The sequence below is a fragment of the Streptomyces sp. NPDC005728 genome, assembly GCF_040630895.1.
GTDB lineage: Bacteria > Actinomycetota > Actinomycetes > Streptomycetales > Streptomycetaceae > Streptomyces.
Window position 1 is genome coordinate 1 of the sequence record NZ_JBEXYL010000082.1, and the last position, 26,615, is coordinate 26,615.

Annotated in this window: 25 protein-coding genes; 11 read left to right on the forward strand and 14 right to left on the reverse strand. The window is 69.6% G+C overall.

The annotated features are described in order from the left end of the window. Positions 1–135 precede the first annotated feature (135 nt). From ABZ471_RS36650 to ABZ471_RS36670, 5 genes are read left to right on the forward strand one after another with little or no spacing between them, the layout of a single operon-like run. Positions 136–1,215: a GlxA family transcriptional regulator gene (locus ABZ471_RS36650; RefSeq protein WP_359072719.1), complete on the forward strand. Its 1,080-nt coding sequence runs from the start codon at positions 136–138 to the stop codon at positions 1,213–1,215. Further along, on the forward strand, positions 1,212–2,966 hold the full coding sequence (locus ABZ471_RS36655) for a thiamine pyrophosphate-binding protein (RefSeq protein ID WP_359072721.1): 1,755 nt from the start codon (positions 1,212–1,214) through the stop codon (positions 2,964–2,966). The genes ABZ471_RS36650 and ABZ471_RS36655 overlap by 4 nt, the downstream gene beginning before the upstream one ends. Further along, positions 2,938–3,591 carry an SRPBCC family protein gene (locus tag ABZ471_RS36660; protein ID WP_359072723.1) on the forward strand — a complete coding sequence of 218 codons (654 nt, stop codon included), beginning with the start codon at positions 2,938–2,940 and terminating at the stop codon, positions 3,589–3,591. The genes ABZ471_RS36655 and ABZ471_RS36660 overlap by 29 nt, the downstream gene beginning before the upstream one ends. Continuing rightward, complete coding sequence (locus ABZ471_RS36665) at positions 3,588–4,607, forward strand: ketoacyl-ACP synthase III family protein (protein ID WP_359072725.1); 1,020 nt, start codon at positions 3,588–3,590, stop codon at positions 4,605–4,607. Before ABZ471_RS36660 ends, ABZ471_RS36665 begins: the two co-directional genes overlap by 4 nt. 3 nt (positions 4,608–4,610) lie before the next feature. Next, on the forward strand, positions 4,611–5,630 hold the full coding sequence (locus ABZ471_RS36670; RefSeq protein ID WP_359072726.1) for a histidinol-phosphate transaminase: 1,020 nt from the start codon (positions 4,611–4,613) through the stop codon (positions 5,628–5,630). Positions 5,631–5,680: 50 nt separating this feature from the next. On the opposite strand, the gene ABZ471_RS36675 is transcribed toward ABZ471_RS36670, so the two are convergent. Further along, complete coding sequence (locus tag ABZ471_RS36675) at positions 5,681–6,274, reverse strand: siderophore-interacting protein (protein ID WP_359072727.1); 594 nt, start codon at positions 6,272–6,274, stop codon at positions 5,681–5,683. 363 nt (positions 6,275–6,637) lie between these two features. Further along, positions 6,638–7,015, reverse strand: coding sequence for a DUF5958 family protein (locus ABZ471_RS36680; RefSeq protein ID WP_359072729.1), 378 nt, complete (start codon positions 7,013–7,015; stop codon positions 6,638–6,640). Between the two features lie 379 nt (positions 7,016–7,394). Between ABZ471_RS36680 and ABZ471_RS36685 the strand changes: the two genes are divergently transcribed. Next, positions 7,395–7,721: a hypothetical protein gene (locus ABZ471_RS36685; RefSeq protein ID WP_359072730.1), complete on the forward strand. Its 327-nt coding sequence runs from the start codon at positions 7,395–7,397 to the stop codon at positions 7,719–7,721. A 442-nt stretch (positions 7,722–8,163) separates the two neighbouring features. Then, positions 8,164–9,534, forward strand: coding sequence for an SPFH domain-containing protein (locus ABZ471_RS36690; RefSeq protein WP_359072731.1), 1,371 nt, complete (start codon positions 8,164–8,166; stop codon positions 9,532–9,534). A gap of 223 nt (positions 9,535–9,757) precedes the next feature. Here ABZ471_RS36690 and ABZ471_RS36695 read toward each other — a convergent pair whose 3' ends face one another. The 3 genes from ABZ471_RS36695 to ABZ471_RS36705 all read right to left on the reverse strand — a co-directional run bounded on the left by ABZ471_RS36695 (position 9,758) and on the right by ABZ471_RS36705 (position 13,744). Further along, the gene (locus tag ABZ471_RS36695) at positions 9,758–10,177 is read right to left on the reverse strand and encodes a roadblock/LC7 domain-containing protein (RefSeq protein WP_359072733.1); all 420 of its coding nucleotides are present in this window, start codon (positions 10,175–10,177) and stop codon (positions 9,758–9,760) included. Continuing rightward, the gene (locus tag ABZ471_RS36700) at positions 10,174–12,147 is read right to left on the reverse strand and encodes a nitrate- and nitrite sensing domain-containing protein (RefSeq protein ID WP_359072735.1); all 1,974 of its coding nucleotides are present in this window, start codon (positions 12,145–12,147) and stop codon (positions 10,174–10,176) included. The genes ABZ471_RS36695 and ABZ471_RS36700 overlap by 4 nt, the downstream gene beginning before the upstream one ends. Before the next feature lie 427 nt (positions 12,148–12,574). Then, positions 12,575–13,744 carry a helix-turn-helix domain-containing protein gene (locus ABZ471_RS36705; protein ID WP_359072736.1) on the reverse strand — a complete coding sequence of 390 codons (1,170 nt, stop codon included), beginning with the start codon at positions 13,742–13,744 and terminating at the stop codon, positions 12,575–12,577. Positions 13,745–13,968: 224 nt separating this feature from the next. Between ABZ471_RS36705 and ABZ471_RS36710 the strand changes: the two genes are divergently transcribed. Continuing rightward, the gene (locus ABZ471_RS36710) at positions 13,969–14,625 is read left to right on the forward strand and encodes a carboxymuconolactone decarboxylase family protein (protein ID WP_359072738.1); all 657 of its coding nucleotides are present in this window, start codon (positions 13,969–13,971) and stop codon (positions 14,623–14,625) included. Beyond that, complete coding sequence (locus tag ABZ471_RS36715) at positions 14,618–15,427, forward strand: SDR family oxidoreductase (RefSeq protein WP_359072739.1); 810 nt, start codon at positions 14,618–14,620, stop codon at positions 15,425–15,427. Before ABZ471_RS36710 ends, ABZ471_RS36715 begins: the two co-directional genes overlap by 8 nt. A 75-nt stretch (positions 15,428–15,502) precedes the next feature. Here the strand turns inward: ABZ471_RS36715 and ABZ471_RS36720 are convergent, their stop codons facing one another. Genes ABZ471_RS36720 through ABZ471_RS36740 form a run of 5 tightly spaced genes read right to left on the reverse strand, consistent with a single transcriptional unit; the run spans position 15,503 to position 20,376 of the window. Next, positions 15,503–16,780: an ABC transporter substrate-binding protein gene (locus ABZ471_RS36720; RefSeq protein WP_359072740.1), complete on the reverse strand. Its 1,278-nt coding sequence runs from the start codon at positions 16,778–16,780 to the stop codon at positions 15,503–15,505. Positions 16,781–16,785: 5 nt separating this feature from the next. Then, entirely contained in the window at positions 16,786–17,934 is a 1,149-nt protein-coding gene (locus ABZ471_RS36725; RefSeq protein ID WP_359072741.1) for a branched-chain amino acid ABC transporter permease, read from the reverse strand. Next, on the reverse strand, positions 17,931–18,812 hold the full coding sequence (locus tag ABZ471_RS36730; protein ID WP_359072742.1) for a branched-chain amino acid ABC transporter permease: 882 nt from the start codon (positions 18,810–18,812) through the stop codon (positions 17,931–17,933). The genes ABZ471_RS36725 and ABZ471_RS36730 overlap by 4 nt, the downstream gene beginning before the upstream one ends. 5 nt (positions 18,813–18,817) lie before the next feature. Further along, positions 18,818–19,621 carry an ABC transporter ATP-binding protein gene (locus ABZ471_RS36735; RefSeq protein WP_359072743.1) on the reverse strand — a complete coding sequence of 268 codons (804 nt, stop codon included), beginning with the start codon at positions 19,619–19,621 and terminating at the stop codon, positions 18,818–18,820. After that, positions 19,618–20,376: an ABC transporter ATP-binding protein gene (locus tag ABZ471_RS36740; RefSeq protein ID WP_359072745.1), complete on the reverse strand. Its 759-nt coding sequence runs from the start codon at positions 20,374–20,376 to the stop codon at positions 19,618–19,620. The genes ABZ471_RS36735 and ABZ471_RS36740 overlap by 4 nt, the downstream gene beginning before the upstream one ends. Positions 20,377–20,564: 188 nt before the next feature. On the opposite strand from ABZ471_RS36740, the gene ABZ471_RS36745 reads away from it, so the two are divergent. Both ABZ471_RS36745 and ABZ471_RS36750 read left to right on the forward strand, forming a co-directional pair. After that, positions 20,565–21,860, forward strand: coding sequence for a helix-turn-helix domain-containing protein (locus ABZ471_RS36745; RefSeq protein WP_359072747.1), 1,296 nt, complete (start codon positions 20,565–20,567; stop codon positions 21,858–21,860). Beyond that, positions 21,857–22,522 carry a TetR/AcrR family transcriptional regulator gene (locus ABZ471_RS36750; protein WP_359072748.1) on the forward strand — a complete coding sequence of 222 codons (666 nt, stop codon included), beginning with the start codon at positions 21,857–21,859 and terminating at the stop codon, positions 22,520–22,522. Before ABZ471_RS36745 ends, ABZ471_RS36750 begins: the two co-directional genes overlap by 4 nt. 153 nt (positions 22,523–22,675) lie before the next feature. Here the strand turns inward: ABZ471_RS36750 and ABZ471_RS36755 are convergent, their stop codons facing one another. The 4 genes from ABZ471_RS36755 to ABZ471_RS36770 all read right to left on the reverse strand — a co-directional run bounded on the left by ABZ471_RS36755 (position 22,676) and on the right by ABZ471_RS36770 (position 26,541). Then, on the reverse strand, positions 22,676–23,458 hold the full coding sequence (locus tag ABZ471_RS36755; RefSeq protein WP_359072749.1) for an SDR family oxidoreductase: 783 nt from the start codon (positions 23,456–23,458) through the stop codon (positions 22,676–22,678). A gap of 1 nt (position 23,459) precedes the next feature. Further along, positions 23,460–24,689, reverse strand: coding sequence for an acyl-CoA dehydrogenase family protein (locus ABZ471_RS36760; protein WP_359072751.1), 1,230 nt, complete (start codon positions 24,687–24,689; stop codon positions 23,460–23,462). Positions 24,690–24,836: 147 nt separating this feature from the next. Further along, entirely contained in the window at positions 24,837–25,655 is an 819-nt protein-coding gene (locus ABZ471_RS36765) for an SDR family oxidoreductase (protein WP_359072753.1), read from the reverse strand. Between the two features lie 136 nt (positions 25,656–25,791). After that, on the reverse strand, positions 25,792–26,541 hold the full coding sequence (locus tag ABZ471_RS36770) for a transposase family protein (protein WP_359072755.1): 750 nt from the start codon (positions 26,539–26,541) through the stop codon (positions 25,792–25,794). Positions 26,542–26,615 lie beyond the last annotated feature (74 nt).

The following is a 26,615-nucleotide window of genomic DNA, read 5'->3' on the forward strand; positions in this document are numbered from 1 at the left end:
CGCCCCCGGCGGGGGGGGGGGGGGGGCCCCCCCCCCCCCCCCCCGACGCCCTGTGAGCTGCCTCACCCACGGCCGTCGGCTCGGGCGCGCGAACTGCCTGACCAGAGCCCCTCTTCGCCCTCCGACGACGGCGCGTTGGCCGGATCCGTCAATAAACTGTCATTGCAGCCAGTGCCACACCCGATACAGGGTGTGACCGTGTTTGAGCGACGTGTTGTTGTGGTGGTGTACCCGGGCGCGATGGCCCTGGACATCACGGGACCGACTGAAGTGTTCGATACCGCGAACCGGCTCCTGGGCCCGTCGGGCACCCCCTACCGAACCGACTTCGTCTCCGCCGACGCACCACTGGTGCGCACGAGTTCAGGAGTGGTGGTGGGGGCCTCGCCACTGGAGGCGGGGCAGGGCCCGATCGACACGCTCCTCGTGCCGGGCGGATGGAGTCTCGACAACGCGCTCAAGGACAAGGCGCTCGTGTCCTGGATCGGCCGGGCAGCGGCCCGGTCGCGCAGAGTCGCCTCCGTATGCGGTGGATCCTTCCTGCTGGCCGAGGCGGGACTCCTCGACGGCAGACGCGCCACCACACACTGGGCGTACAGCGAGGCGATGGCCTGCCGCTATCCGAACGTCACGGTGGACGCCGAGCCGATCTTCGTCTGGGACGGCCCCTTCGTGACCTCCGCGGGCGTGTCGACGGGCATCGACATGGCGCTGGCCCTGGTGGAGGCCGATCACGGTGCGGCGCTCGCGCTGGAGACGGCACGGTTTCTGGTGCTGTTCCTCAAGCGGCACGGAGGACAATCCCAGTACAGCGCCGTCCTCGACGCCCAGTTGGCCGACCATCCGCCGATCCGAGCAGCACAGGAGTGGATTCTGGGCAACCTGGACAACCCGCTGCCCGTGGCCGAGATCGCGCGGCAGGCCAACATGAGCCTGCGCAACTTTGCCCGGGTTTTCCGGCGCGAGGTGGGCACGACACCCGGCCAGTACGTCGAGCGGACACGTATCGCCCGCGCACGCGAGCTGCTGGAAACCACAGACCTGGCGATCAGCCAGATAGCCGGCCGCTGCGGATTCGCCGCTCCCGAGACGTTCTTCCGCTCCTTCGGACGAACCCTGGGACTCACCCCCAAGGAATACCGGCACCGCTTTCAGGTCATGTCGCCATCCGGCCTCATCGACCGGCACCACGAGGGGAAGAGGAGCCCCGCATGACCACCACGACCTCGGAATTACGCGAGGCAGGAACCGTACGCCTGGTCGACCATCTGGCCGCGGAACTCGCCAGGGCCGGCGTCACCCACGTGTTCGGCGTCGGCGGCGCGAACATCGAGGACCTGTATGACGCGGTGCACCGCGGCGGCTCCGTCCGCGGCGTCGTCGCCAAGCACGAGTTCTCCGCAGTCACCATGGCCGACGGATACGCACGTACCACCAGACGCCTCGGCGTCGTTGCCGCCACCTCGGGCGGTGGGGCGATGAACCTCGTACCGGGTCTGGCGGAAGCGTACGCCTCCCGGGTGCCCGTGCTGGCCCTGGTGGGCCAGCCGCCGACCGGCCAGGAAGGCCACGGGGCGTTCCAGGACTCCAGCGGCAAGGCGGGCTCCTTCGACGCCCTGGAGGTCTTCGCCCCCGTCTCCCGGTTCTGCGCCCGGGTCGACGAAGCGGACTCGCTCCCGGAGTTGCTGTCCCGGGCAGTGGCGGCGGCACAGGCCGATCCACGCGGGCCGGCCGTGCTGTTGCTGCCCAAGGACGTGCAGCAGGCACAGATCCAGGTGCCCGGCCGTGCCGCGGTGCCGCCACCGGGCGTGCCGGCGCCGACGGCATCCGCGTCACGGCTCGGCACAGCCGCCCTGACCGCCGTGTCGGACGTCCTTCACGGGGCCGGCCACGTCCTCGTCATCGCCGGTGAAGAAGTCGCCGCCGCCAACGCGCGTACGGAGCTGGCCGAACTGGCCCGGCGCCTAGGGGCATGGGTGGCGGTCACCCCGGACGCCAAGGACGTCTTCGACAACCGTGATCCCCGATTCGCAGGCGTAGCCGGGGTGATGGGCCACGCCAACGTCGAAGACTGCCTGCGGCGGGCCGACGTATGCCTGCTGGTCGGTACCCGACTGCCGCTCCTGGCGCGCGGCGGCCTTGACCGGGCCCTGGCCACCACCGAGGTCGTCTGCCTCGGCTCCGAACCGCCGTTCGTGGCAGGCACCGCACTGGGCGGGAACCTGCGGGACGCGCTGGGCGCGGTAGCCACCCGGCTGCCGTCTCACCCACGTCCCTGCCCGCCGCACACCGGTCCCCTTCCCACACCCATGCCGAGCCCACCTCCTCAGACGCGCGGGCGCACCACCCCCTACACCCAGGCGGTCGCCGCGGTGGAGGCGGCACTCCCCCAGGACGCCCACGTCTTCGTGGACGCCGGCAACGCCGGAGCCAGCGCGATCCATCTCCTCCCGGCACCGCGCCACGGCCGCTTCGTGGTGGCGGTCGGCATGGGCGGCATGGGCTACACCTTCGGTGCCGGCATCGGTGCCGCGCTCGCCACCGGCCGACGCACCTACGTCCTCGCCGGCGACGGGGCCTTCTTCATGCACGGGATGGAAGTGCACACCGCCGTGGAGTACGCCGCACCCGTGACCTTCGTGATCTTCAACAACAACGCCCACGCCATGTGCGCGCTGCGTGAGCAGTTCCTCCAGGGCGGCATCCGCAGCCACGACCTGTTCGCCCGGACCGACCTCGCCGCCGGGATGGCCGCCGCCTTCCCGTCCCTGGAGGTCACGGGAGCCGCTGACGCGACGCAACTGCGCACGGCACTGCTGCGCAGCAATGCGACCGGCGGCCCGGCGTTCGTCGCAGTGGCCTGCGATCCACGGGAGATCCCCCCGTTCCTTCCCTTCCAGCCCTTCACCGAAGCCGCAGAGAGCAAGGAGAGTTCAGATGAGCGAGGAGTCGTCCACGTCGGCTGACATCCCCGGTCTGGTCCGGATCGAGAACACCGACAAGGAGGAACTGACCGCCCACTGCATGGAGCTCACCCACTCCGTCTACCCCCACCATCAGATCTACGGGCAGTACTGCACCATCCACGAGTACGTCGACTGCCCCCCGGAGCAGACCTACGACTACCTGCGTCAGGGGCACCATCTGGAGGAGTGGACCTGCAGCCTGCGGGACTTCGCGCCCACCGGCACACCGGGGCTGTGGGTCGGTCACGACCGGCTCGAGGACGACACCAGGATCTACTGCAAGGTGGTCGCGAACCCCGAGGCCATGACCGTGGACTACCACTGCTCCTGGGACCAGGGCGAGAAGCTGTGGATGATCTACCTGATGCGTGTCGTGCCGGCTCGGTCGGTGCTCGACAAGCCGGGTTCGGTGATCACCTGGACCAACTGTCGGCACCCCTACTACGACGACAACCCGCACCCCGACCTGGCTCCCCGCCCCGACCGGCCCTGGGTGGGCGACTACTGGGACCTCTTCTACGCAGGGCACACCGTGGAGATGCACAACCTCAAGACCATCCTGGAACACCGCCACCGCAACGGCCTGCCGGTCGGCGTGGCTCCGGCGAGGGCGGTGGCACAGTGACGACGGTCAGCCTCACCGACGTCGCGAGCTACCTCCCGGGGGAGCCGGTCCCCGCGGAGTTCTACACCGCGTACCCCGGAGCCGAGGACAAGCTCCGCAACCACCCCATGTTCAAGGTCCCGCCGTTACGGCACCACGTGGCCGCGGACGAGACAAACACGGACATGGTCGAACGCGCCGTACAACCTCTGCTCGAACGGCACGGCAGGGCTGAGATCCGAGGCGTCGACGTGCTGTTGGTGCACAGCCAGTTGCCCGACCTGCCGTTCGTGGGCGCCGGTACCGAGGTGGCGCGCCGGCTGGGTCTGAACCCGGAGTGGCTCGTCGACGTGGCCAACGCGGGCTGCGCCTCCTTCGTGTACATGCTCAAGCTGGCCCGGCAGATCCTCACCACCACCGATGCGAGGACCGCGCTGATCTGCAACGCTCAAAGCGCCGCGGGTCAGTGGTTCACCCAGTCCGAGGTACGCAGACTCGCCCAGGCGGCGATCCCGGGCGACGGGTGCGGCGTGGGGTACGTGACGACGTCGGCACAGTCGCCCGTCCTCGACGTGGAGACCCGGCACATCGGCGAGTACGCCGGGGACATGACCCTTGCGGTCGACGACGGCCGCAAGTACTGGGAGCCGGGAGAGTCCCAGCTGCGCATCGGGTTCACCGACGCCGGCGTCGCCAAGGTCCTGGCACGCGGGAACCGCCTCGTCCCCGAGGTGATCACGGACCTGTGCCGGCGGCTCGGCGTGGCGACCACCGAGATCGACGTCCTCGTCACCAACCAGCCCAACCGCACCTTCCTGCGGAACTGGCGAGAGGCGCTGCAACTGCCGGCCGAACGGCACCTGAACACTTTCGATGAGTACGGGAATCTGTTCGGAGCGGCGATTCCGATCACCTTGGACCGCGCGATCAGCTCCCGTCAGGTGCAGGACGGCGACCTGATGGTGCTCGGAGGGTTCGCTCACGCGGGCGACTTCGCCGGTGCCACCGCCGTCCGCTGGCACGGCGGACGGGACTGAGCGATGGACATCCCCGTGCTGCACCGGCTTGCCCTGAACGAGAGCCCGTATCCCCCGCTGCCCTCGGTACGCGAGGCGATGCAACGGGCCGTCGCACAGGCCCACCGCTACCCGCAGTTCCACCCCGACGACCTCACCGAGCGTATCGCCGCGTGGTGCCAGGTGACCCCCGACCGTGTCGCGGTCGGCAGCGGATCGGTGGGCGTGGCCCTGCAGTTGCTCCAGGCAGTGGTCCGGCCCGGAGACACAGTGGCCTACGCCTGGCGCACGTTCGACGCCTATCCCCTGCTGACCGCCATGGTCGGCGCCCACCCCGTCCCCGTACCCCTGTCGCCGGACGGACACCAGGATCTGGGCGCCCTGCTCGCGGCGCTCGACCACCGCACCCGCGTCGTGGTGCTGTGCAATCCCCACAACCCCACCGGAAGCCTCGTCACCGCCGACGCACTGTCGGCGTTCCTGCGTCAGGTCCCCCGACACGTCACCGTGCTCCTCGACGAAGCGTACGTGGAGTTCGCCCGCCACACCGCCCTGCCGGATGCACCCTCGCTCCTGGACGCACACCCCAACCTGTTCGTCCTGCGCACCTTCTCCAAGGCCTACGGCCTCGCCGCCCTGCGGGTCGGCTACGGACTCGGCGCCTGCGACCTGGTGGAGCGGATCCGTCAGCAACAGCTGCCCTTCGGGATCAACGCCGTTGCAACAGCGGCGGTGAAGGCCTCCTTGCGGGTCGACAGCGAGCTGCGCCTACGTGTGAACACCGTCGTCGCCGAACGCGAACGGCTCCGGCACGAACTCGTCGAACTCGGCTGGCACGTACGGCCCGGGCACGCCAATTCCGTCTGGCTCGCCGCGCCCGATCCGATCGATGAGGGCGCCGCGGCACTCACCGACGCCGGTGTCCAGGCGCGCCACTACCCCGCCGAGGGACTCCGGCTCACCGTCGGCAGCCGAAATGCCAACGACACGGTGCTCACCGCGCTGGCGGGCGTGCGCGCGCACCAGTGTGCAGCGCCGAGGTGAAGCACATCTCGGGCCAGACCCCGGAGCAGTGCGATGGCGGATCCTCACTGTCAGTCGAGGCCGGTCTTGCCCGGAGTCCAGTAGGGCTTGGTGGTGATCGAACGGCGTGACCAGCCACGCTCCCGGATCAGGTGCGCCCGCACCGCCGGGATGGTGCGCGCCTCACCGGTGAGGTGCGCACTGCCTCCGCTCTCGGGGAGCTCGAGTCCGTACATGGGCTCCAGGAGCGGAGCTCCAGGTATGGGTGGTGGTGTCGCGCGGGACGCCAGGCCACCGAGGACGGGGCGGGGACGAGGGAGCCATGACACGTCGACGTGTTCGGGCATCGACAGCTCGTCGTCGAGACTGTCGACCTCCACCAGCACCGTGACAGCTTCGGTCATGGGCGGGCGGCTGGTGATCGCGGCGAACCCGGGAACGGAGGTTTCGTCCCCGACGAGCAACAATCTGGTGCCCGCGTGGTGGACGAGCCCGCCCTCGGGGCGGGTGAAACGGCCCCGGTCACCGGTCCGGGCCTCGCGGGCCCAGCGGGCGCCGGGCCCGTTGCCTGGGTGGTCCAGCACGATGCCCTCGACCCAGCCGGCGGACGGGTCGACGTCGGACAGGGTGTAGGCGCGGGCGAGTTCGCGCAGCCCGATGCGCACCGTGTGCAGCGACAGGGCCGATATAACGAGGAAGGACGACCATGATGCGGACCGGGTCCGGGGCGGTCCGAACGTCCGGCTGAGTCTCACGGAGGCACGCCCCGGCCTCTGTTCCTCAAGGCGGGTGACCAATCCGGGCCATTGGGGCACGAGGAGCGGCCGGCCGGGAGATTCGAGCCCTGGTGCTGAGGTTGGCGGCTGCTTTGCCGCGAAGTTCCGGGCCGTCTCTGGGCCGTCCGAGGCCGTTCGACAGTGGCCGATGATGACCGATGACACGCACTCCGACCCGCCGGGACGCCGCCCTGACCAGTGAAAAGGCAGGTCACCGAAATTCCCGACAGAACTCAGGGCAAGAAAGTCATCTCAGGTTGCGTCCCCTGGCGGGTCCGGCAAATTGTGCCACGCGTGGCCACATCCCCCGGCGCAATACAGCGTCCGCCTGCGGGTATCCGCGATGCTGAAGAGGGCGACGAGCAAGCGGAAGGACTTGGTGAGTTCGTAGGCCGGAAGTCCTTCCATCCCGAAGCGCCACTTCGTGAGCATCACCGCCGGCGTGTGAGTGGGTCGGATGCCAGAACGCGCAATGCTGTCCGGCACGTCCTCTTCGCAGGCGCGGGCCTGCCCGCAGAACAGCACCAGCGCGTGCAAGACCTTGCGTTGGTCATCCTCCGGGAGGCCCTCGAACCACTCGACGCCCTCGGCCGTCGGTCTGAGCCCCTGTGCCAGTTCGTTCAGGATCACCTCATGTGCGTACAACACAGGCTTCCACCCCCATGGTTCAGACCGACGGTACGCGCACGACCGCCCGTGAGCAGCACAGTTTCTCGTAACCTGATGGCACAGCCATCTGATGCAGGCGGCAGGCTCCCCCGTCGAACCCGCGCAGCGTCTTCCAGGTAGGTCGCCCCGAGTGAATGTCCAACTGCGTGACAACGCAGGCGAACAGCGACAGACAAGCACGGACACCTTCGGACCATCGCCGCAGGTGAGAGTCGCACCAGTCGAAGGTCAAGCACGTACCCAGGTTGCTTCGGGACGAAGAGGTCGTACCGCCCACTCTTTGGCCATGTGACCTCGGCCGGGGCAGGCGATGTCAGAACCCAATGAGAGTGTCTCAACCATGGAGACACCCAGTGCCCCGGACAGCGGGGATGAGGAGCAAGCCGTCATTGCCCACTTCCGGCTTGCTGCTGCCGGTTTCGGTGACGCCGACAAGCGAGAGCAGGTCCACGACGCTGAGGAGGTGATGACTGGAGCGATCGATGAGGCTGGGGTCGGAGAGTTCGACGGCAACGAGTTCGGTGCGGGCGAGGCCGTGCTCTACGCCTACGGACCGGATGCAGACGCTCTCTTCAAGGTCATGGAACCGACGCTGCGTGGTCTGCCGTTCCGGCCGGCACACGTCGTCGTCAGGCGCGGCGACAGTGAGTCCCGCATTGACCTTTAGAAGCCGTATCTCAACCGAACGCGATTATTTTGATCAGCCGCATTGCCGTACACGTGCGCGAGGCAATCGCACGATACGGACGGCGAGTTGAAGTCAACGGGCTCGGGCGCGTACAACAACGACAACAGGGCCTCCGGGAACTGCTCGGAACAGGGTCGCACCCCCGAGCCACCAGCAGGTCCTGCCTTCATGCGCGTACCGGCGGAAGATCACTCGACAGGAACCCGCTCGACTTGCGCGATCCAAGATCAGTTGAGAGACGGCTTCTGAGCCAAGAGGCGCCTCGTCGAGCCGATCGGTGTCACACCTGAGCCTGCAAGCTGCGCATAACAGCGTGGCCCTGTCAGACTTCGGCGTGGAGATCAACAGGCATCATCTGGATCGGAGGCCTGGGTGTCTGCCGGGGAGAAGGAGCCACGATGCAAGGGGGAAGGGAACCACGATGGAACCGGTGATCATCGTCCTGATCATGCTGGTGGTGCTGGTCTTCACAACAGTGATCAAAAGCATCCTCGTGATCCCGCAGGCCAGCGCCGCGATCGTCGAGCGCTTCGGCCGCTACACACGGATACTGGGCCCCGGCCTGAACTTCGTGGTCCCGGTCATCGAGTCGGTCAAGCATCGGATCGATCTCCGTGAACAGGTCGTGGCGCTCCCGCCGCAATCGGTAACCACCCGGGACAGGATGGCCGTCAAGATCGATACGATCATCCACTACCAGGTGGTCGACCCTCGCGCGGCCGTGTACGAAGTCAACGACTACTTCACGGCGATCGAGGAGCTCACCCACACCAGGCTCCGCCACCTCATCGGCGATATGGACCTGGCCCGAACCCCGGCTCTACGAGCGGAGATCAACGCGGCGCTGCTTGGTTTCCTCGACGAGGCCGCCAGAAAGTGGGGCATCCGTGTCAACCGCGTCGAGCTGAATTCCATAAAGCGGGCCGGGGAGGAGACGGCGCCGACCGCTCCGCCACGACCCCCTCAGCGGGATGTCCGGAAAGAAACAAAGTCGGGACGCCTGATCGGTGGTCGGTACCGTCTCATCAGCCGACTCGGATCTGGCGGGTTCGGGCAAGTATGGAAGGCCCGCGATGAGTCTTTGCACGTTGACGTCGCAGTCAAGGAAGTCCAACTGCCCAGCTCGGCTTCCGACACACAGCAGGTCGACCTGTTGGCCCGTGCTGTACGTGAGGCCCGCAACGCCGCGCAGCTTCGTGATCACCCCAACATCGTGACCGTCCATGACATCGTCAGCGAGAGCGGCGCCCCCTGGATGATCATGCAATTGGTCGACGGGTACTCGCTTCAGGAGCAGCTGGACGCGCAAGGTGCGTTAACGGTGGACCGCGCAACAGAAATCGCCATGGCTCTGTTGAGAGCTCTGGCCGCAGCGCACACGGCCGACATCGTGCACAGGGACATCAAGCCAGCCAACGTCATGCTCACCGGTAACGGTGGCGTACTGCTCACCGACTTCGGCATTGCTGTACACAGCACCGACACCCGATTGACCGCCGCCGGGTTGTTCGTCGGCACGCCGGGCTACGTCGCCCCGGAGCGCGTACGCGGTGGCGACGATGGGGGTGCCGGCGACCTGTTCTCTCTCGGGGTGACGCTCTATCAGGCAGTTGAGGGCCGCCTGCCGTTCCGGCCTGACGACCCGACGGCCGTCGTGTTCGACGAAGCCCCCCGTCCAAGGCGTGCAGGCCGACTCACGAAGCTCATCGAGCAGCTCTTGGAGAAAGACCCCAGCAAACGCCCGACAGCCGCCCAAGCGCTGGCCCTTATCGAGAAGCCGTCTCTCAACTGATCTTGGATCGTGCAAGTCGAGCGGGTTCCTGTGGAGTGATCTTCCGCCGGTACGCGCATGAAGGCAGGACCTGCCAACACCAGGCCCGGGGCCCTTCTGTCCAGCGGGCAGGAGGGCCCCGGCGCTCGTAGCACCCACATGGCACACATGCGGTGCGCGCGGGCGGTGGGGATCTGTCGCGGATGCAGGGTCCTGAGACGCAGGTAGCCGGAGCGTGCCGTTCCTACCCCGCGGCCAGGGGAGCGGAGTGGAGTTCGCGTACCAACTGTGGGGTGAGCAGGTCTCCGGCGCGGTCGGCGAGGACGGCCATTTCATAGCCGACCAGGCCGACGTCGCACCCCTCGGCGGCGAGGACGCCGAGGCAGCTGCCGTCGCGGATGCGACCCACCATGAAGAAGCCCCCGAGCATTTCGATCATGACGAGCTTCATGCCGCGGAAGCCGTGTGCCGTGGCCGTGTTCTGGGCGAGGCTGGTGATGCCGGAGACGACGGCGGCGAGGTGGTCGGCGCGATCTCGGCCGAGGCTGTCCGAGGCGGCCATGAGCAGGCCGTCGGAGGAGACGGCGACGGCATCGGTGACGCCGTCGGCGGTGCGTACGAACTCCGAGATGAGCCAGCCGAAATTCTGGATGGCGGTGGTCACGATGACGCTCCTTGTGTGCTTCGGGCCTCGGCACGGGCGACACCTGCTCGGAATCCGTTGAGCAGGGAGGAGACAGCGGGCCTGGCGGGCGGGAGTGAGGCGCGGGGGCCCTCCACGGGGGCGATCAGGCGCCCGGGGAGGGCGAGGAGTGCGGACAGGCCGCCGCCGGTGGTGTCGAAGAGGTGGACTTGGGCGCCTTCGCCGAGGCGGCGGGCGAGTCGGCCGACGACGAGGTGGCCGAGGAATCGCGTGGGTGCGGCGAGGAATGCTTCCTCGCCGGCGTCGGAGAGGCGGGCGTTGGCACGTTCCTTGTCGGCTTCGGACATGCCGATCCCGTGGTCGACGACAGCGAAGCAGTACGTGTCGTCCTCGGTGTCGTACCAGCCGTGCACCTCGACCGGTTCGGTCGGTGGCGAGAAAGTCAGCCCGTTCTCGATGAGTTCGGCAAGGAGGTGGGCGACGTCGGCGACGGCGTGTCCGCGCACCTGCACCGGCTCCACGGTGGCGATCAGAACCCGCCGGTACTGCTCGACCTCGGCGACGGCGGACTGGACGACTTCCAGGCCGTCGGCGGGTGCCGCCGTGGGCCGCGGCGGATTCTGCCCGACCAGGACCAGAAGACTTTCGGCGTTGCGCCGCATACGAGTGGCGAGGTGGTCGAGCTCGAAGAGCTCGGCGAGGGCGTCCGGGTCGAGTTCCTGCCGTTCCAGGCGGGTGATGAGGCTGAGCTGACGACGCACGAGGTTCTGGTTGCGGCGGCCGAGATTGGCGAGGGATTCGGTGGTGTTGCGGCGCAGGCCGGCCTGCTGGGCAGCCAGGTGGAGGGCGGTGTGTTCCACGTGGTGCAGGGACGCTGCGACCTCGGCGATCTCCGCCGCGCCGCCCAGCGGCTGTGAATCGGGGTCGTCCGGGGTGTCCGTCGGCGGGAGGAGCTCCGCGTGGTCCTGTGGGGCCTGCTGGATACGGGCGACGGCTGCAGGCAGTCGGCGCCGCGCCACGTCGTGGGCGGCCTCGGCGAGCGCGCCGAGCGGGCGCGTGAGGGAACGGGAGGCAAAAGCAGCGAGGCCCGCGACGAGGGCGGCCATGAGCATTCCTGCGCCGAGACAGGCGGCAAGACCCATCTCGGCGTCGTGACTGAGCCGGTCGGCCCGGTCCCGTACGTCGTCACCGACCGACTGCTGGACGGCGTACAGATCGTCGACGATGACGGTCATCGCATCCCACCAGGCACTGGCGTCGGCGCGCAGCACGGAGCCGTCGGCGGCGTCCTCCGCCCGACTCTCGTAGTCTGTGGCGCGTTTGGCGTCCGCGGTGGCGAAGGCGTGTTTCAGGGCCGCGCGCTGGGGTGCGGTGGCTACCTGCTGGAAACGGGCCAGGGCGGCGACGCGCGTGGCGCGCACCTCGGTGAACGTGAGGTACTCGCGGCCGTGAAAGCCGCCTCCGGCGAACACGCCGTTGAGGAAGCCGCGTTCGAGAGCGACCGACTCTGTCGCCGCGGCCAGTTCCCGCAATGCCTCCAGCCCGTCGTGCAGTTGCCGATCGGCGCCGGTCGCGGTTTCCGCTACCGGGTCGACGGCGTTGAGGGCTTTGACGGCGGTGGTGTAGAAGGTCAGGGTCGCGGCCTGGTCTGCCGTGTCCGTGTCGGTAGCGGCCCGGATGTCGGCAAGGCGCTGCAAGTGCCGCTGGACGACATCCTCGACGGCGCCTTCATCACGCATTCCGCGCAGCGCCGTGTCAACGCGCTTGCGAGTAGCGGCGAGCGGTGAGCGGAACCCCTTCTCACCCCCCAGCAGACCGTTGGTCAGGCCGCGTTCGCGTTGCAGCTGGTGTACCAGGGCCTGGATTCGCAGGCTGAGGCCAACCTCGGAGCGGGTCGTCCGGGCGTCGCCGAGGGCCACGGCGCGACCGTGCACGGCGAGACCGGACACCGCCAGCAGGAGGCAGATCGGGACCGTGATGACCACCGCCACACGGCCCCTGATGCTGCGCCAGCCGGGCATCGGCCGACGGCCGGGAGACCCTCGGCCACTGCGGTGGAGTCCCGAACTGCCCTTGCCTAAGCGGCCCTTGCCGACTGTGCCAAGCCTGCCGAGCGCCGACTGTACTGGCGTCCACACCCTCATAGTCACGAACCTAGTCCGATCGCCGTACCGGCCGGTTTCCGACCTGTTAGGCGCGTGGGAAATTCAGTTGCGCCGCCCTCACACCGCGGATCAAGGGACTGTGACCGCGGGCTGGCCGGGCAGCCGTCCGGGCCACCGGCGCCGCGCCGCCGACAGCCGCGAGAAACGATGTTCTGCCGCGGGGCCTGACCGCGGCCGGTGGCCGACCTGACGGCGTCCGGGAAGGTGGCTCGGCCTTCCCGCACGCACGCTGACCTGCTGACGTCATGTAAGCCTAGATCGGGTGCCGCGGTCGCCCCAGCTCGCGTGCCGCCAGGGCCCAGTTGAGCTCCACCGCGGTGTCCGGAGCGTCCAGGCTGGTGCCGGTCAGCTCCTCGAAACGGCGCAGCCGATAGCGGACGGTGTTCACATGGACGTGTGCGCTGCGGGCGACCTCGCGGATGTGCCGTCCCCTCTCCAGGTATCCCCGCACCGACTGCTCGATGAGCGCACCGAACTCTCCCTCCGCCTCGAGTGGGCGCAGATAGCGGTCGAGCAGCAACTCGCCGAGTTCCGGTTCGGCGACGACCGCCACCCGCCAGGACAGGTCGCTCAGGTCGTACACGCCGCGCAGACCGTACGCACGGGCGGCTTCCAGCAGCCTGCCGGCGGCACGGAAGGAGCGGTGCGCCGCTGCCAGGTCCGTCGGCGGGCCGAGCCCCGCCGTCACCTCCAGGCCACCGGTCTCCGGTTTGGCCTCGACGACTCCGGCGACAACGTCGTCCAGCACGGTGAGCAGCACGCCTTGTCCGTTCCTGCGGCCGTTGGACTCCAGGGAGCGTTCCAGCGCGTCCGGAGCGACGTTGCCGTCAGCAACAGCCCTGATGGCCCGGTACGGCCGTGACAGGTCCAGTCCGTAGATCGCCGCACCGCTGTGGATCTCCGCCGCGCTCAGCGTGCCGTAGAGCAGTCCACGCAGGAGGGCTGCGCGGCGGCGGGCGTCGAACAGGGCGGAGGCGACCTCCGCCTGCCGGTGGACGGCGGCGATCTGCAGGCTCGCGACGTCCGCGAGTTCCCACAGGCACTTGGTGCGGTCGACGATGAGGCCCGGGTCCAGACCGCGTTCGGTCGCCTCGGCGATGAACAGATCCCGTATCGCGCTCAGCGCCCGGCGGAAGGCGCGAAGCCCGTCGCTGAGCGGCACGCCTCGGGCGGCCCGGTCGCGGGCCACATCGGCTTCGTCGAAGTCCTCCGGCGCGGGCACCGTCCCCTCGCGCACCACCGCGAGAGCCCGCCGGAAGTGCCGTTGCCAGATCTGGTCCAGGAGTTCTCGCGGGATCGCGCGGTAGGACGGGAGGTGGTCCGCCAGATCCGCGTGCAACTGCCCACCCACGTGGCACTGCTTCGCGGCCATCGCTGCGATGACCCGTTCGAGGGGCGCCGCCGCACCCGACTGACCGGGCATGGGCCTCACCTCCGCCCCTGTGGCACCAGCCACTGTGCAACTGAACAACAGGCCGCCCTGCGGCCTTGGCCGGACAGCCGTCGACAACCGGTCGCCGCCGCAAGCACAGTGGCACGGCGGCGGAAGGCGTCCGCATCGACGCGCACGTGACGAGGCGTCGATCGACCGGGCTCAGACCCGCCCTCGTGCCATCGACATACCCCGACGAACATTCGGAGACCACCATGACGGACGCGCACCATCTCCGGCCCGACCGCGCCAACGCCGCCGCCGACGTCGGCCCGCGCCTGGCGCCACTGCCCGAGGACGGCTGGGACCCGTCCACCCGGGAGCTGCTCGCCCCGGTTCCCCGGGACGCCGACGGGCGCCTCGCCAACGTCTTCACCACCTTGGTGCGGCACCCTGGCCTCTTCCGGCACTTCCTGCCGTTCGGCAGCCATCTGCTGCGCGACGGCCGTCTGCCGGACCGGACCAGGGAACTGCTGATCCTGCGCACCGCGTGCAACACCCGGGCCGGTTACGAATGGGGGCGGCATGTTCCTCTGGCCAGGGCCGCCGGGGTCACCGACGAGGAGATCCGGCGGGTGGGCGCGGGCCCGGACGCCCAGGGGTGGACGTCGGCCGACGCCCATCTGCTGCGTGCCGCCGACGAGTTGCACCGGGACGCACGCCTGTCCGCTGCCACCTGGTCCGCGCTCGCCGCCGACCACGACGAGGCACAGTTGATCGAAATCACCATGCTCGTCGGTCAGTACCACATGGTCGCGTTCTTCCTGAACTCCGCCGGCACCCGGCTCGAGCCCGGCTTCGAGACGGAAACTCTGCCCGCGCCGACCGGGGCCGGCGCGAACGCGGCGGAAGGGGCACACGGTGATGCCTGAGCCCCGGCACACCGCGACCCGGTCGGTCGGCCTCCTGACCGGCCGGAACGTACTGGTCATCGGCGCGGGCACCCGCCCCGGCGACGATCCGAACGCTCCGGTGGGCAACGGGCGGGCGGTGGCCGTGCTCGCCGCCCGCGAGGGAGCCTCGGTGGCCTGCGCCGACGTCTCCCGCTCCGCCGCGGCCGCCACCGCCGCCCTGGTCGGTGAGGAGGGCGCCCGTGGCCTGCCCGTGGTCGGTGACGCCACGGATCCCGGCCAGTCCTGCGCCATGGTCGCCGAGGCCCTCCGCGCACTCGGCGCGCTCGACGCACTGGTGGTCAACGTCGGCATCGGCCTCGGCACGGGCCTGGCGGACACCTCACCACAGCAGTGGGACCACGTGCTCTCGCTCAATCTGAGCGCCCCCTTCCTCGCCGCCAAGTACGGATTGCCCGCGATCGCCGACGGAGGATCGATCGTCTTCGTCGGTTCCGTGGCCGGGCTGCGCGCGGCCACCGACTCGCCCGCCTACGACAGCTCCAAGGCGGGCCTGTTCGGTCTCACCCGCCATGTCGCCAAGGAGGGTGCCCCGCGCGGGATCCGCGCCAACCTGGTCGTCCCGGGCCTGATCGACACCCCGATGGGCCGTGAGGCCTCGGCCCGGCGGGCGTCGCGTGCCCCCTCGTTCACCCGCATTCCGCTCGGACGCCAGGGCACCGCCTGGGAGGTGGCCGAAGCCGTCGCCTTCCTGCTGTCCGGCCGCGCCTCCTACGTCACCGGGCAGAGCCTGGTGGTGGACGGAGGGCTGAACGCGGTCTGAGTACTCGGGCGCCTGCTGACGGGGCGGGGGCGGTCCCCAGGGGTCAGGGCATCGACCGGGACCGCCCCCACCGGCTCACTTCGTCAGTGGGCCGAACTCCTTGCGGGTGTCCACCGGCTTGCCGAACAGCTGCCACCGCTCGCCCTTGAACCGCGCCAGCTGCATCGTCTCGAGTGGAAAGGCGTCGTCGTGGCCGGTGGACAGGGTGACCCCGGGCAGCAGCATGCCCACCTTCACGTCCTTCAGGTTGCGCACCGCGTCCCGCAGGCCTTCCCTGGTCGGGCACTTCATCGTGTCCAGGGCCTTGTGCAGGCTCGAGGCGACGGCCCAGCCATAGGCGTTGAACTGGTTGGCCGGGTCGGCGTCCGGGGCGTACTTGTGCAGGGCGTTCGTGTAGGTCTTCATCTCGGGGTCGTTCGCCCACTGCGGGTCGGCGGGGTCCTTGAAGTAGGTCGCCGAGACCACGCCCTGCACGTTCTTGAACCCGACGGGCTGGAGCACGGCGGCGGACGAGGCCACGTTGTTCACGATGTGCAGCGGGTTCCACTTGGTGTTCCTGGCGTCGGCGGCGAGGGCCTGGCTGCCGAACTTGGGGGTGGTGACGTCCAGCAGCACGTCCGCCTTGGAGCGGGAGAGGCTCGCCATCTGTGCCGACACGGAAGGGTCGGTGACCTCGTAGCTCTCCTGGGCGACCACCTTGATGCCGCTGCCGGCGACGGCCTTCTTGAACCCGCCGAGCAGGTCCTTGCCGAAGTCGTCGTTCTGGTAGAGGACCGCGACCTTGGCCTTCGGTTTGTCGTCCTTGAGGTACTTGGCGTACACCCGTGCCTCGGCCACGTAGTTGGGCTGCCAGCCGATGGTCCAGGGGTGCTTGTCGTCCGTGCCCCAGACGGAGGCACCCGTGGCGACGAAGGGCTGCGGCACCTTCTGCTTGTTGAGGTAGTCCCACACGGCTGCCGTGGACGGGGTGCCCAGGGTCTGGAACACGGCGAAGACCTTCTCCTGCTCCACGAGTCTGCGGGCCTCCTCGACCGCCTTGGGCGGCTGGTAGCCGTCGTCGCGGACGATGAACTGCACCTTGCGGCCGTCTATGCCACCCTTGTCGTTGACGTACTTGAAGTAGGCGGCCACGCCCTTGCTGATCGTGCCGTACGCGGAGGCAGGTCCCGACAGCGGGTAGATCCCGCCCAGCTTGACGGTCTTGTCGGTGATACCGGTGGTCTGCTGACCCTTGCACGCCCCACCGGCGGCGGTGTCCTGGCCGTCCTGCCCTCGCTGGCTGCTGCAGGCGGTCGCGGTGAGCAGGGCGGCGGTCGCGGCCGCGGCCGCCCGCAGTGCGGTCGTCTTGCGCATGTGATTCATTCCTTTTCCGTGCGGGGCGATGCGCCCACGGGTTCGGCGTCGGCACCTGCGGGGTCCGCAGGTGTAGGGGGCGCGGAGGATCCGGATTCGGCCCGGGACTCAGGCTCCGCAACGGGCGCGGATTCGCCCTCGGGCGCCCGGTCGCGGGCGGCGGTGGTGCGGGGCAGGCGACGGGCGACCGCGCCCAGGACACGGCCCGGCAGACCGGCCAGTCCCGTCGGGGCCACGAACATCACCGTGATGATCAGCAGGCCGAACACGACTCCCGGTGCCGCCTCGCTGACGTCCTGGGACACGCTCGGCACGTACATCACGAACGCCGCGCCCAGCAGGGGTCCGTACAGCGAGCCGAGCCCCCCGACCACCAGGCCGGCCAGCAGGGTGATGGACAGAACGAAGCTGAAGGAGTCGGGCGAGACGAAGCCGATCACCCAGGTGTACAGACACCCGGCGACACCCGCGAACATCGCGCTCCACGCGAAGGCGAGGGTCTTGTGCAGCGACAGCCGCACCCCCATGACCTCGGCGGCGCTCTCGTTGTCCCGCACGGCGAGCAGTGCCCGGCCGATCCGGGACCGCAGCAGGTTACGGGCGAGCATCAGGGCCACCGCGGTGACGGCGAGGACGACGAAGTACGTCCACTGGTCCTCCGCCAGCCCGCTCCAGGCAGGCGGCTGCAGCTTGTCCACGGTCAGACCCATGGAACCGCCCGTCACCGGTTCGAGCCGCTTGAGCAAGGGCGGCAGGAACACCGCGAACGAGAGGGTGACCAGGGCCAGATACAGCCCGCGCAGCCGTAGCGCGGGCACTCCGAACCCGAGGCCCAGCAGGAAGCATCCGGCCGCCGCGACGGGCAGCGTGGCCAGGTGGCCGGTGTCGTACCGGTCGAGCATGACCGCCGCCGTGTAGGACCCCGCGGCGAAGAACGCGCCGTGCCCGAGCGAGATCTGCCCGCCGAAGCCGACCAGGAGGTTCAGGCCGGCCAGCGCCACGGCGTACAGGAGCACCATGGTCAGCTGGAAGACCTGGAAGGGGGCGAAGTAGAACGGTGCGCCGACGGCGACTGCCGCCGCGAGCAGCACGGTGAGCGCGGCCCGCAGCCGCCGGGCCCGGTCGGTGCCGAGTGCCGGTGTGATGGTGTTCATGCGCGCTCCACCGCCGCCCGTCCGAACAGGCCCTGGGGCCGCACCAGCAGCACCGCCAGAATGATCACCAGGGGAACGCCCACCTTCAGATCGGCACCGATCACGTCCACGTACGCCCCGGTCAGCGTCTCGGCGACGCCCACGAGCAGGCCGCCGACGACCGCGCCCACCGGGCTGTCGAAGCCTCCGAGGGTGGCCGCGGCGAACGCGTAGATCAGCACCCCGCCCATCATGTTGGGCTCCAGGAACAGCACCGGGGCGACGAGCACGCCCGACACCGCGCCCACCGTCGCGGCCAGCCCCCAGCCGAGCATCAGCACCCGGCCCACCCGGATGCCCGACAGCCGGGCGGAGGCCGGGTTGCAGGCGACCGCCCGCATCACCAGACCGATGGAGGTGTGCTGGAACAGCAGGTACAGCAGGCCCATCACGACGGCCACCACGCCGATGATCCCGAGCGTCGACCAGTCCACGCGCACTCCGGACAGGTCGATCCCGCCGTCGGGGAACGGCTGCGGGAAGTCCTTCACGGTGAACGACCAGATCAGGCCGGCCAACGCGTTGACGAAGATGAACAGGCCGACCGTGACGATGACCACCGTCAGCTCGGGCGCGCCCTGCACGGGGCGGATGACGATCCGCTCGACCAGCATGCCGCCGGCGAAGGACACCGCGAGGGTGACCGGCAGCGCCAGCCAGAACGGCATCCCGGACGCCACCAGTTGCCAGGCGACGTACGTCGAGAGCATGGCCAGCTCGCCCTGCGCGAAGTTGACGATCCCCGTGAACCGGTGGATCAGCACCAGGGCCAGCGCCAGGCTGGCGTACACCGCCCCGGAGCCCAGTCCTTCCACTACTTGCTGGAGAAGATCGGTCACAGAGCTCACCCGGCCTTCCGGGAGAGGACGGAGACACCGAGGTACACCTCGGCGACCTGCCCGTCCTCGCGGATCTGCCCGGCCGGTCCGGACAGGACCAGGCGGCCGGCCTCCAGTACGTGGGCCCGGTGCGCGATGTCCAGCGCCAGCTGGGCGTTCTGTTCGACGACGACCACGGTGGTGCGTTCCTCCTCGTTGACGGCACGGACGATCTCGAACAACTCGCGGGTGACCAGCGGCGCGAGCCCCAGGGACGGCTCGTCCAGGAGCAGCAGCGAGGGCCGCAGCATCAGCGCCCTGCCGATGGCGAGCATCTGCTGCTCCCCGCCGCTGAGGCTGCCGGCGGCCTGACGCGACCGCTGGCGCAGTTTGGGGAAGTGGCCGTAGATCCGTTCCAGGTCAGCCATCACGGCCGCCCGCTCGGCGCGGCCCCGCCGCGGGCCTGTGCGCAGGTGGGCGCCGATGCGCAGGTTCTCCTCGACGGTCAGGTCGTTGAAGGTGCCCCGGCCCTCGGGGACGTGCGCCACGCCCAGCCTGGCGGCCTGCTCGGGCGAGCGGCCCAGCAGTTCGGTGCCGTTCAGGGTGACCGAGCCACGGCCTCGGACCATGCCGCTCAGCGCCCGCAGCGTCGTGGTCTTGCCCGCGCCGTTGGGTCCGAGGATCGCGCACACCTCGCCGCGGGCGACGGAGAAGTCGAGGCCCTGGAGCACGCGGGCCTGGCCGTATCCGGCGTGCAGGCCGGATACCTTCAGGAAGTCCGGCTCCACACTCGCCTGGGCCTCGGTGCGGTCGGTGGTGGGCTCGCTCATGCGGCCACCCCCAGATACGCCTCGACGACCGCAGGGTCGCGCTGGATCTCCTCCGGCGAGCCCTCGGCGATCTTGCGGCCGAAGTCGAGGCAGACCACCTTGTCGCACAGGCCCATCACGAACCCCATGTGGTGTTCGACCACCACGAGCGTGAGGTCGAAGTCCTGGCACACCGACCGGACCAGATCCGCGAATTCGCCGACCTCGCCGTGGCTGAGCCCGTTGACGGGTTCGTCGAGCAACAGCAGCCGGGGCCGTACCGCGAGCGCCCGGGCGAGTTCGACGCGTTTGAGCGTGCCGAACGGCAGCCCGGCGGCGGGGTGGTCGGCGACGTCCGCCAGGCCGAGCCGCCGTAGCAAGTCGTCCGCCCGGTCACGTAGTTCCCTCTCCTCCCGCCGGACGCGGGGCAGCCGGAGCGCCGCGGCGAGGTGTCCGGTGCGCCCCCGGCTGTGGGCGCCGACCATGACGTTTTCCCGGACCGTGAGCCGCGGGAACAGGCCCAGGTTCTGGAAGGTGCGGGCGATGCCGTGCCCGGCCACGGCGTGCGGCGGAAGGGCGAGCAGGTCCTCACCCTCGAACTGCACTGTTCCCGCATCGGGGGCGCAGCGCCTGGTGAGGCAGTTGAACAAGGTGGTCTTGCCGGCTCCGTTCGGCCCGATGAGCCCTACGGCGGTGCCCGGCTCGACTGTGAACGCGACACCGTCCAGTGCCGTGATCCCGCCGAAGCGCACGGTGATACCGTCAACCGCGAGCATGAGTGACGCCCCTTCCGAGGTGCTGGGGGGTGGGCGAGCGTCACAGTAGGTGGGGGCGTTCCAGCCGCACATTGGGTGCGAGCACCCAACTTCCCGGTCGCCGGACTGTGCGCCGCGCACAGGTGCCGGGAGATGTCTCACGCGGAGCCTGTTGACGAAGCACTAGGCGGACGGCGACGATCGGCGCCATGCCTCGCGGTCCCGCCCTGGGCACTCCCCAGCTCTCCGAACCGCTCCGCCGGGAGCGGCAGCGGATCCTGCACGCCGTCCACGACCGGGTCGAGGAGGTGGCGGAGACCGCCGTCGAGGTGATGCGCGCGGAGATCCCCTCGTACGCAGTGCAGGACGAACGATTCTTCGACGACGTACGGGACCAGGTCCTCGAGCACTACCGGATGCAGTTGGCCGCGCTGGCCGGCGACCGGGACATCGCCGCCGACGACCTGGTCTTCAGTCGCGCGGCAGCGATGCGCCGCGCACGCGCGGGGTTCGCCCTGGAGGACTGGATCAGTGCCTTCCGGGTCGGCCGGCAGGTGATGTGGGACGCGCTGCTGGACTGCGCGGGCCCGTCCGCCGAGGCCCAGCAGGCCGCGCTCTCCCTCGTCACCCCGCTGATGCGGTACGTCGACTACGCCAGCACCCATGCCGCCCAGGCCTACGTCGAGTACCAGCAGCACGTGGTGGCGGACGCGGACCGGGAGCGCCGGGATCTCCTCGACCAGCTCCTGGCCGGCGTGGCGCCGACGCGCGGTCCGCTGGCCGCCGCGGCGCAGGCCTACGGCATCGGATCGCGCTCGCCGATGATGGCGGTCGTGGCGGTGTGCGTCGGCGACACGCGCACCGGGGACCTGGCCTCGGCGGAGAACGGGTACGCCACCAGCGCGTCGATCAGCGTCGCCGGGCCCTGGGCCGGCAGAACCCTGGTAGTGGTGCGCCACGACGAGGTGGTGGCCGTGCCCGTGGTCCGGGCCGGCATGAACGCAGAGGACATATGCGCCCACTTCGAGGACGTGCAGGAGCGGCTCGCGCGGAAGGGAACCATGCTCTCCATGGGGATCAGTACGGTCGCACAGGGCGCGTCCGAACTGCCACGCGCCTACCAGGAGGCGCGGGCCGCTCTCGATCTGGTGCCGAACGGGGGCGGGGTGGCGGCGCTGCCGCGGCTGTCCCCCTTCGACTACCTTGCGCTGCGTGCCGACGACCTCGCCCGCCAGCTGGTCGATCCGCGCGTGCGGGCGCTGCTGGAGGATGACCGCAGACGCGGCGACACGCTGGCCGCCACCATACGGGCCTTCGCGGAGGCGGACCTCAATCTGCGGCTGGCCGCCGACCGGCTGCGGGTGCACCACAACACGGCGCACTACCGCTTGCGCCGGATCGAGGAACGCACCGGCCGCAATCCACGCCGGATCGCGGACCTCCTGGAACTACTGGTCGCCCTCGCCATCCGCGACGGGGCCGAGGAAGGTGGGGAACACCAGTGAGCGGCACAGTGGAGTCTGCCGGGGCCGAGGCGGCACGTCAGCTGCCGGGCGAGCAGGAAGGCATGGGCCGCCAGGAGGGGTACGCCGGGCAGAACCGAACGGTCCGGCGTGCGCTGCTGGACGCCGCCCTGGAGGTGTTCACCGAGCGCGGTTACACCGACGCCGGTCTCACCGAGATCGCGGCACGCTCCGGCATCCCGGTGGGCAGCCTCTTCCAGCACTACGGCGGAAAGCGGGGGCTCTATCTCGCCCTGTGGGAGGAGTTCCGGGAGGAGCAGGAGCGCCGGACCGCGGCCACGCTGACCTTTGAGCGCAGTCGTGGGGTGGACGACCCCATCGCCCTCTTCGTGGCGGGAGCCAAGGCGTACCTGGAGGGTGTCTGGAACAACCGAAGGCTCGGCAGACTCCTCGTGGAGGACGACGGCCCCGCGGGCTTCGACGCACTGCGCCGCCAGTGGGACCGCGCATGGGTACGGCGCAACGCCCGGCTGCTGGAGGTGGACGAGCGGCAACGCGCCGGCCGGGTCCGGGTGAGCGTGCTGACCACCGTCATCGGAGGGGCGGCGCGCGAGCTGGGCGACTGCGGGGACGAGACGGAGGCCCGGGAGATCGTGGACGAGGTGTGCGGCATCCTGATCCATCTGTCGGCACCGCCCGGCTGAAGCACCCGGCGCATGGCGAGGGCCACCGGACCGGCCACAGCCCGACGAAGGCCGGACCCGACCCGGTCGAGGACAGGCGGCCCTGCGGAGTCGACGCCGGGGGTGGCGAACCAGCGGCTCATCGCCCCGGCGTCGATTCCGACAATGTTCGCGCTAGACCCCGCTGCCGGCTCCCTGCCTGAACGGCAGCGCGTCACCGAGCAGTTGTCCGCCGTCGATCACCATGGTCTCGCCGGTGATCCAACTCGCGGCGTCCGAGACCAGAAAGGCGACCGCGGAGGCGATGTCGGCAGGCTCCCCGATGCGCCCCAGCGCCGTCGAGGCGGACACGGTCTGCTCGTGCTCCTTCCACAGAGCCTCGGCCAGCTTCGTGCGCACCACACCCGGTGCCACCGCGTTGACGCGCACCTTCGGCGAGAGTTCCAGGGCCAGTTGCTTCGTGAGGTGGATCAGTGCGGCCTTCGACGCGTTGTACAAGCCGATGTTCGCCTCGAAGGCCATGCCGCCGACCGACGCGGTGTTGACGACCGCCCCGCCGTGCTCCGCCATCCAGGCCCGTGTGGCCAGCCCCGTCCACAGGACGGGTGCCCACAGGTTCACATCGAAGGTCTTGGCGAACCGGCCGTGGTCCTGGTCGATCACCGCCCCGTAGGCCGGGTTGGTCCCCGCGTTGTTGACGAGGATGTCCAGGCTTTCGAAGCGCTCGAGCGTCAGTTCCACACAGCGCTGGGCGGCATCTTCGTCGACCGCGTGCGCGCCGATGCCGACCGCTGTGCCCTTGACCTGGGCCGCGGCGGCGTCCGCCGCCTCCTGGGACCGGGAGGTGAGGACGACGTTTGCGCCGGCGGCGGCGATGGCCTGGGCGATCGCCAGCCCGATACCGCGCGAGGCGCCGGTGACGACAGCGGTGCGACCGGTGAGATCGAGTCCTGCCATCTCAGCTCACCGCCACTGTCGCCGCGTCGCGGTACTGTCGCAGTTCCTGTCTGGCGATGGCCCGCTTGTGGACCTCGTCCGGACCGTCCGCCAGCCGCAGCGTCCGCAGCTGCGCGTACATCATCGCCAACGGGAAGTCCTCGGTCACCCCTGCTGCCCCGTGCACCTGGATCGCCCGGTCGATGATCTTCAACGCGATGTTCGGGGCGGCCACCTTGATGGCCGCGATCTCGGTGCGCGCTTCCTTGTTCCCGACCGTGTCCATCAGATACGCGGCCTTGAGCGTGAGCAGACGGATCATCTCGATGTCGATCCGCGCTTCCGCGATCCAGTCCTGGATGTTGGACCGTTCGGCGACCGGACTGCCGAAGGTCACCCGTGACTGCGCGCGCCGGCACATCAGCTCCAGCGCCCGCTCGGCCGCGCCGATGGCCCGCATGCAGTGGTGGATGCGGCCGGGCCCGAGCCGGGCCTGGCTGATCGCGAAACCCTCGCCCTCGCCCTTGAGGACGTCCCTGGCCGGCACCCGTACGTCGGTGAAGTCGATTTCGGCGTGGCCCTCACGGTCCTGGTAGCCGAACACCGGCAGGCCGCGCATCACCGTGATCCCGGGGGCGTCGATCGGGACGACCATCATCGACTGCTGCCGGTGCGGAGCAGCCGTGGGGTCCGTCTTCCCCATGACGATGAGCACCTTGCAGTTGCGGTGCAGGGCATTGGACGCGAACCACTTGCGGCCGTTGAGCACGTACTCGTCGCCGTCGCGCTCCATCCGCAGCTCGATGTTGGTGGCGTCGGAACTGGCGACACGCGGCTCGGTCATCGCGAAGGCCGAGGCCATCGTCCCGTCGAGCAGGGGCTTGAGGTACTTCTCCTTGTGCTCGTCGCTGCCGAACAGCGTGAGCACCTCCATGTTGCCGGTGTCGGGAGCGTTGCAGTTGCACGCTTCGGAGGCGATGTGACTGCGCCCCATGATCTCCGCCAGCGGCGCGTACTCGAGGTTCGTCAGCCCCGGGCCCCAGTCCGGGTGCGGGTGGAAGAGGTTCCACAGTCCGCGCCCTCGCGCCTGCGCCTTGAGTTCCTCGATGATCGGCGGGTGGAAGTGCGGGTCGCCCGACGCGCGCATCTGCTCGTGGTACACCGCCTCAGCGGGGTAGACGTGCGCATCCATGAAATCGAGCAGATCCGCCTGGTATGTCTTGGCGCGGTCCGACATCTCGAACAGGGACATCCGAACTCCTTGACGGGTGGGGAGGGAAATTTCGGCGGGCGCTTGTCGAGGTGACCGGCCACGCCTTCGACGGCATCGGACCCTCGGCAGGGGCCACCGGCGCCGGCCTTCAGCGCTCGGCGAGGAGGAGCTCGCCCGGCGTGCCGGTCATTCCTGCGTGAGCAGCGAGCTCTGGTAGCGGCGCATCCCGCGCAGCCACCGGTCGTAGTCCGAGCCCTTCTGCCGGTACATCTCAAGAACGGCTTCGTGCGGCAGGATCAGGAAGCGCTCGTCCTCGATGGCGGCCAGGACGGCGTCGGCGACTTCGGCCGGTTCCAGGACATCGCCCGCGGACGTGACGGCCCGCGTCGCCGCCCTTCCCAGCGCGTCCCCGGAGTCCTCCCCGGAGGACAGCAGCCTGGTGTTCACCCCCATCGGGCACAGACAGCTGACACGGACCCCGCGATCGCCGTAGGTGACACTCAGCCATTCGGCGAAGGCGACGGCCGCATGCTTGGTGACGGCGTACGTGGCGGAGCCGATCTGCGTCAGCAGCCCGGCCGCCGAGGCGGTGCTGACGAAGTAGCCCTCACCGCGTTCGAGCCACCGCGGTACCAGCAGCTTTGCCGCACGGATGTGGGCTCGCAGGTTCACGTCGATCGAGAGGTCCCAGTCCTGCTCGCTGGCGTCGAGGCCGAGCGCCCCCGCGATACCCGCGTTCGCGAAGTAGAGGTCGACCGGGCCGAACGCGCTCTCCGCCAGGGCGATCAACTGCTGGATCTGGGCCGTGTCCGACGCGTCCGCGCCGGCGCCGACGGTGCTTCCGGGATGGTCGGCGTTGACTCTCTCCGACACCGCCCGCGCGCTGTCCGCGTCCAGATCCGCGACGACGACCCGGGCACCTTCGCGAGCGAGCCGTGCGACCAGCGCGCTGCCGATACCACCGCCACCACCGGTGACGATGGCGATTCTTTGTGCGACGTTCACAGCGAACCCTCTCCGTGGGCGGGGTGTGCGAAGCCGGGGCATAGCCCCGAGACGGTGCGACCGTGCTCTTGCCCTGTATAGTTGAATCCGACGTCAAGTTCAACAGTTGGGAACGCACGCCACCCACAGAGCTCTTTCAGCGTTGCCGCTCCAGGGTGAGGACGGCAGAGGCGATTGACGACATTCGATTCGGGCTGCAGCGGGCGTGGTGGAAGATCCGCCAGGACTTCAGGCGGGCCACGCCCCGCTCGACCGGTGCCCGTGTTGCCGAGAGCGCGCGGTTGAGGGTGCGCTGGGTTGGTGACAGGTCGCGGCGGGGCGGGCGTCTGGCGGGGGCGGTGACCCAGGGGCCGGCACCGATGTAGGCGCGGTCGGCGAGGACCGGGACGCCCTGGCGTTCGCAGATGCGGATGATCCCGTGCGTGCGGGCCGCGGTCAGGTCATGGGTCCGGCCCGGCATGGCGGGCGAGATCCACAGCAGGTGTCCGGCCGGGTCGGTCACCACCTGGACGTTCACGCCGTGGCGGCGGTGCTTGGCGGAGTAGTCCGCCCGGCCGTCGCCCAAGCGGTCGCACGCGGCAAGTGTTCCGTCGAGCAGGACGAAGTCCGGGTCGGCTTCACGCAGGACTTTGAGCAGGCCCGGTGCTCTGGCTGCGAGCAGGTCGACCACGGCGCGGGTGTAGGCGTGGGCGGTGCCCACCGAGGTGCCGAAGCCGGCGGCGATCTGCGCGAGGGTGTCGTGTTTGCGCAGGTACACCAAGGCGACCAGCGCGCGCTGGTGCGGTGGAAGCTTGCAGCGGCGGTCACCCTCACGGGTGACGATGAGCATGGTGACCCACTCGACCAGCGCGTGCGGCAGGTCGAGTGCGGCAGGGTGGGGAACCAACAAGGCTCCTGCGCCAACGGGTTGGGACTTCGAACACCTCCCCCAACGGCACAGGAGCTTCGTGCGTTGCGGGT